This window comes from Streptomyces sp. NRRL B-24085 (genome assembly GCF_001282115.1).
GTDB lineage: Bacteria > Actinomycetota > Actinomycetes > Streptomycetales > Streptomycetaceae > Streptomyces.
The window spans coordinates 1-5,938 of sequence record NZ_LJBR01000473.1 but is presented as its reverse complement, the minus strand read 5'-3'; the positions used below and the strand labels follow the sequence as shown (position 1 = coordinate 5,938).

Annotated in this window: 6 protein-coding genes; all 6 read right to left on the bottom strand. The window is 73.9% G+C overall.

The window, feature by feature from the left end; translation table 11 throughout:
* On the bottom strand, positions 1–1,040 hold a 1,040-nt coding region (locus tag AOJ26_RS37090; protein ID WP_159044481.1), incomplete at its 3' end, for a serine/threonine-protein kinase.
* 152 nt (positions 1,041–1,192) lie between these two features.
* On the bottom strand, positions 1,193–2,152 hold the full coding sequence (locus AOJ26_RS37085) for a threonine/serine dehydratase (RefSeq protein WP_053852753.1): 960 nt from the start codon (positions 2,150–2,152) through the stop codon (positions 1,193–1,195).
* Between the two features lie 72 nt (positions 2,153–2,224).
* Positions 2,225–3,199, bottom strand: coding sequence for a polyprenyl synthetase family protein (locus AOJ26_RS37080; protein ID WP_053852752.1), 975 nt, complete (start codon positions 3,197–3,199; stop codon positions 2,225–2,227).
* Positions 3,196–4,236: a tetratricopeptide repeat protein gene (locus AOJ26_RS37075; protein WP_053852751.1), complete on the bottom strand. Its 1,041-nt coding sequence runs from the start codon at positions 4,234–4,236 to the stop codon at positions 3,196–3,198. The genes AOJ26_RS37080 and AOJ26_RS37075 overlap by 4 nt, the downstream gene beginning before the upstream one ends.
* A 172-nt stretch (positions 4,237–4,408) precedes the next feature.
* Entirely contained in the window at positions 4,409–5,086 is a 678-nt protein-coding gene (locus AOJ26_RS37070; RefSeq protein WP_053852750.1) for an AIM24 family protein, read from the bottom strand.
* A 70-nt stretch (positions 5,087–5,156) separates the two neighbouring features.
* Positions 5,157–5,938, bottom strand: a 782-nt coding sequence (locus AOJ26_RS37065; protein WP_234358767.1) for a CAP domain-containing protein, incomplete at its 5' end; no start/stop codon positions are given.

Sequence of the window (5,938 nt, the reverse complement as noted above, 5' to 3'; positions counted from 1 at the left end):
GGGGCGGGAGTGGTGGCGGCGGAGGCCGAAGCGGACGGGACGGGCGCCTCGCCGGTCGTCCCGCTGTCGCCGCCGGGCAGCGCCTTGACGACCGTGAGGACGGCGGCGGCCACCGTGACGACGGCCAGGGCGGTCCCCGCGACGAGGAGCCGGCCGCTGCGGCCCGGGGCCACGCCGGGCAGGGTACGCAGCCTGGGCTCCTCCGGCGGGACCGTCTCGGCGCCCTCCTCCAGGGCCCGGAGCAGCGCGTTGCGCACGGCCGTACGGCTCAGCCGTTCCTGGGAGTTCTTGCGCAGCAGGCCTTGCACGACCGGGGTGAGCGGCCCGGCTCGCACCGGCGCCCGCAGCGGCAGCCGGTCGACCCCCTTCAGGGTGGCCGCGGGACGGTCGCGGTCCCGGAACGGCGGACGCCCCTCGACCAGCGTGTAGAGGATCGCGCCGAGCGCCCACAGGTCGGCGGCCGGCCCGATGCGCTCGTCACGGGCCTGTTCGGGGGAGGCGTACGACGGTGCCGAGAGCCTGGGGGCGAGGGTCGCCCCGGCCAGGCCGAAGCCGGTGACGACGACCGTGCCCTGGTGGTGCACGAACACCTGGCCGGGGCTGAGTTCACCATGGGTGATGCCCTCGGCGTGCGCCGCCTCCAGCACCTCCAAGAGCTCCAGACCGATGCGGGCCGCCCGCGCGGCGTCGAACGTCCCCTGTCGGCCGAGGAGTTCGCCCAGCGGGACGCCGTCGACCGGCTCGGTGACCGTCCACAGGGTGTCCTCCTGTGCCACGGCGTCCACGACCGAGGCGATCCGGCCCGGGCGGAGCAGCCGCATGGTCTTGGACATCCGGACGACTCCGGCGGCGGTGCGCAGTGAGGTCTCCTCGTCCGTGCCGGCCGGCAGCCCGATCTCGGTCAGCAGGCAGGGGCGTTCGGTCGAGACGTCCTCGCCGTACCAGCACGTCCGGTTGGTCTCGCGGTGCAGGACGTCCAGGGGCCGGTACCGTCCGGCGACCAACTCGTGTGTGGAGACGTGCGCCTTGACCATGGTCATCCCTCGCTGAACCCCTGGCTCTCACCTTTCACAGAGGTACGGCGGGTGCGGCGGGGTGTGTTCAATGAATTCCCCAACCGATGGATTCCGCTTTCCGGTTGCTCGAATTCTGACTCATGGGTCAGTAGCGCGGGCGGAGTCGAGCGCCCCTGTCAGCGCAAGCCGAACCGTGCGGCCCAGTCCATGACGTCGGCGGTGGTCACGTTGCCGCCGCAGACCACGAGGCCCAGTCTGCAACCGTCGCCGACCCGCTCCAGCACCGTCCGGGCGGCGGGCAGGAGACACCCGGCCGCGGGTTCGCCCCACACCTTGGCGTGGTCGGCGAGGTCGAGGCAGCCCCGCACGGCGTCCCGGTCCGGGACCACGAGGACCTCGGTGACCAGAGCCGCCACATGGTCGTAGGTGAGCCGGGAGACGGACGGGGCGCTCAGCGTGGACACGACGGAGGACAGTTCGACGGGTACCGGCCCGCCCGCCGCGAGCGCCCGGGACATGGCCTCGGCGCCCTCGGTCTCCACGCCCCAGATCCTGACTTCCGGGCGCCGCGCCCGCAGGGCCGCCGCGACCCCGGCGATCAGTCCACCGCCCCCGACGCTGACGAGGACGTCGGTGAGGTCGCCGGCGTCGTCGGCGAACTCCAGCCCGACCGTCCCCTGCCCCGCGATCACCAGCGGGTCGTCGAAGGGGTGGACCAGGGTCAGGCCCTCGTCCCGCAACCGGTTCACGAGCGAGAAGGCACCGTCCATGTCGTCCGTCAGCCGCAGCGAGGCCCCGGCCGCCTCGACGAGCTCCACCGACCGGGCGGGCGCCGAGCGCGGCATGACCACCGTCGCCTTGATGTCGAGGGCGGCCGCCATGTGCGCGAGGGCGATCCCGTGGTTGCCGCCGCTGACCGCGACGACCCCGGCCGCCCGCTCCGCCTCGCTCAGCGACAGCAGCTTGGCCGTCGCCCCGCGCGCCTTGAACGAGCCGGTGCGCTGGAGCAGTTCGAGCTTGACCGTGACGGGAGCACCGAGCAGTGCGGACAGGCCGGGACTGGGCAGGGTGGGGGTGCGTACGACGTGTCCGGCGATCAGCCCGGCCTGCCGCTCGATGTCCGTGATCCCGATCAAGAGGGTTTTCCTTCCGGCGCGGAGAGCTCTCCTCGAACCCTGTCCCCACGCGCGGCGCAGGTCAACTCGGTCTCAGAGATCGCGCCGCAGGAGGTAGTCCAGCACGGGCCGCAGCGCGGGCTCCTTCTCCGCCGACGCGAGGTGGCGGCGGGCCTCGGCGAGCGCGGCCGCTCTGCCACCGCACTCCTCGACCAGGGCCGCGATCCGCCGCGGCGCCCCGTCCGACTCCAGGAGCCGCGCCAGCCGCGCCGCCGCGGGAGAGGGCGAGTCGAGCGCGGCCAGCACCGGGAACGTCTTCTTGCGCTCCCGCAGATCGCCGTGCACGGGTTTGCCGGTGACCAGCGGGTCACCCCAGATGCCCAGGACGTCGTCGACCATCTGGAACGCGACCCCCAGATGCCGTCCGGCCCGGTCCAGCGCGGTCACCGTGGCCGGGGGCGCCCCGCCGAGCAGGGCGCCCAGCGCCGCCGCGCAGCCCAGCAGCGCCCCGGTCTTGTGCTCGGCCATGGCCCGGTACTCGTCCGGTCGCACCCGCTCCGGTCCCGTCCAGGGGCGGGTGGCGAACAGGAGATCGTCCGCCTGCCCCCGCACCAGGTCGGACAGGGCCGCGGACAGCAGCCGCACGGGGCCGGGGCCGGACAGGGCCAGGGTCTCGACGGCGAGGGCGAACAGGGCGTCGCCCGCCAGGACGGCGGGCCCGGTGCCGTACGCCTTCCACACCGTGGGGCGGCCGCGCCGGGCCGGATCGCCGTCCATGATGTCGTCGTGGAGCAGCGAGAAGACGTGCACCAGCTCCACCGCGACCGCCGCGGGCACCCCGGCCCGCCCGGGCGCACCGGCCGCCTCGGCCCCCAGCACGGCGAGCGCCTGGCGCACCCCCTTGCCGCCGGACGCCGTGGCGGGGGCGCCGCCGACCTCGCACCAGCCGAAGGAGTACGCGGCCATCTCGCGCACCCAGGGATGCAGTCCACCGACCGCTTCCTGGAGCGCGGGGCGCACCAACGCGCGGCAGCGGGTGAGGACTTCGGGAGCGGCGACCGTCGTCACAGAGCCACCTCCGTGCGGACGCCGAACTCCTCCTGGGCCCGGCTCACCATCTCCCGGGCGTGCCGCAGCCCGGTCCGCTCCAGCACGCGGGCCAGATCGTCCAGTTCCGCCGCCGTCTCGGCCCGGTCGCGGCCCAGGCGGGCCAGTGCCTTGGCGAGCCCGAGCCGGGCCAGGGCCTCCCCGCGCGGTTCGCTCATGGCACGGAACTCGGCGAGTGCCCGCTCGTACAGCTCACGGGCCTCGGTGTAACGCCCGGCCCGGTAGAGGACGTTGCCGCGCATCTTGTGGTTGTAGGCCAGCGCGCTCGACAGGTTCATCTCCCGGCAGGTCGCCTCCGCCTCGGACAGCAGGGCGAGGGCCCGTTCGGTGTCGCCGTCGCGCACGGAGGCGAGGTCGGCGAGTCCGCGCAGGGCCCAGGCGTGGCCGCGCCGGTCGTCGGCGTCCGCGGCGATCCGGGCCGCCTCCTCGAACATGGCGAACGCGGTGTCGTAGGAGCCGGTGTTGCGGTGCATCTGCGCGATCCCGGACAGCGCCCACACCGTGTGCCGGGCCTCGCCGCGGCGCCTGGCCTCGGCCAGCAGCTGCTCGTGCAACCGGCCGACGGCCTCGTAGTCGCCCTGGATGCGGCCGGTCTCGGCCAGTCCCGCCAGCGAGTAGCCGCGTACGACGACGTCCCCTGAGCGCTCGCCGAGCTCGGCCGCGAGCCCCAGCAGTCGGCGGGCCAGGGCGAAACCGCCCCGCTGGCGGGCCAGTGTGCCGCCGCTCCACAGGGCCCAGGCCATGCCCCCGGTGTCCCCGGCGCGACGGGCGGCCCGGTAGCTCGCCTTCCACGCCCGGTCGGCGTCGGCCACCTGGCCGAGCCTGCGCTGCGCCTCGGCGACCGCGAGTCCGGAGCGCGCCGCCTCCTCGTGCCGTCCGGCCCGCTCGGCCGCTCTCAACTGCTCGGTGCCGGCCGCCAGTACGTCCTCCAGCGAGGAGTTCACGGAGAGATCGGTGAGCGCGCCCTGGTACTCCGGGGCGAATGCCTTGCCGTACATGTACGCCTTTCCGTCGCGTATGCACCGCATGTATACGTGCTGTGTATACATGGTGTGCATAGTGCCTCGAAAATGGGCCCCGGCCGGTGGGCCGGGGCGTCATCCGTCGCCGGTCAAGACGGGGACGGAGGCGGACGGGTTGCCTGTGCGGCGCAGATCACTGTCCGCGGGGTCAGTGCTGCTGCGCCTTCTGCGGGGTCGCCTCGCTCGGCCGTACGACCACGAAGCCGGAGCCCTGGAGCATGAGCTGCACCGCCTCGCCGGAACCGCCGCGCAGCATCGACCCGATGGACTGCGAGCGGTGCAGCGAGGTCGCGAGCCCCGCGGTCCAGCCCACGACCGCGTCCGTGTCGACGTACACCGGGAACTCCGGCGAGACCGGGATCACCAGCGGGTTGCCCTCGCAGACGAGACCGAGCCTGCCGTGGCCCGTGAAGACGCTGTTGAACAGACCGCCGCCCGCGATGCCGGCGCCCTTCACGGTCGAGATCCGGTACGACAGCGAGGCGTCGAAGCACAGGACGTTGCGGCCGTTGACCGTGAACTCGTCGCCCTGTTCCACGTCGACGACGAAGCAGTTCTGGGCCTCGTGCGCGAACCAGGCCTCGCCCTGTCCGCGCACCGCCATCAGCGGCAGGCCCTCGCCGGTGACGGCCCGCTTGAGCATGCCCCCGACGCCCTGGCCCTTGCGCTCGAACTGGAGATTGCCGCGGTAGGCGACCATCGCCCCCTGGCGGGCGAGCATCTCGCCGTGCACCGCGTACCTGATGCACTTGGAGTTCTCGACCGTCATGCCCGGCGCCGTGGCCGGCTGCACCATGTGCTCACTGGAAAAGAGGTCACCCTTCATGGGGGCATCCTGGCCCGGAGGGATTCCCTCCGCCAAGATCGCGGCCCGACTCCCTTTCCCGCGGCCCGGGTCAGGCCCCGAAGAGCTGGGTCCAGTACGTGCCCGCCGGGCCGCCGCCCGCGAACCCGGTCCCGATGTGGGTGAAGCCCGGCCTGAGGATGTTGGCGCGGTGACCGGGGCTGTTCATCCAGCCCTCGACGACCTCGGCGGCGGAGCGCTGGCCGCACGCGATGTTCTCCCCGATCGAGCGGCGGGTGGAGCCCGCGGCCGCGGCCCGGTCCCAGGGCCGGGTGCCCTCCGGCGAGGTGTGGGAGTAGAAGGCGCGGTCTGCCATGTCGGTGCTGTACGCCTGCGCGGCCCGGGCCAGCAGGGGGTCGACGGCGAGCGGCGGCAGACCGGCCCGGGCGCGCTCGTGGTTGGTGAGGCCGACGACCTCGTCGGTGGTCCGGGTCAGGGCGCCGGGGGTGAGCGGCGTGGCCCACAACGCGGTCCAGTACGTGTCGCCGGAGCGGCCCTCGGCGGCCTGCGCCAGGCCGACGTGGTGGAACGCGGGGTCGTGCAGGGTCCGCCGGGGCTGCTCGGCGCGCAGGCAGTACTCGACGAGCTCGGACGGGTTGCGGGGGCCGGAGACGAGGTGTTCGCCGACGGTGAGGTAGGCGTAGCCGGTGGCGGTGAGCCGCTGGACGACGGAGACGCCGTCCGCGCCCTCGACACCGAGCCGGCCCGCGGCGGCCATGACGAAGGCGTGCGCGCGGGCAGCCTGGGTGAGCCGTGGGTCGAGTGCGACCGGAGGCGAACCGGCCGTGATACGGGCCGAGTTGACCAGGGTGAGGAAGGCGGCCGCGTCGGGGG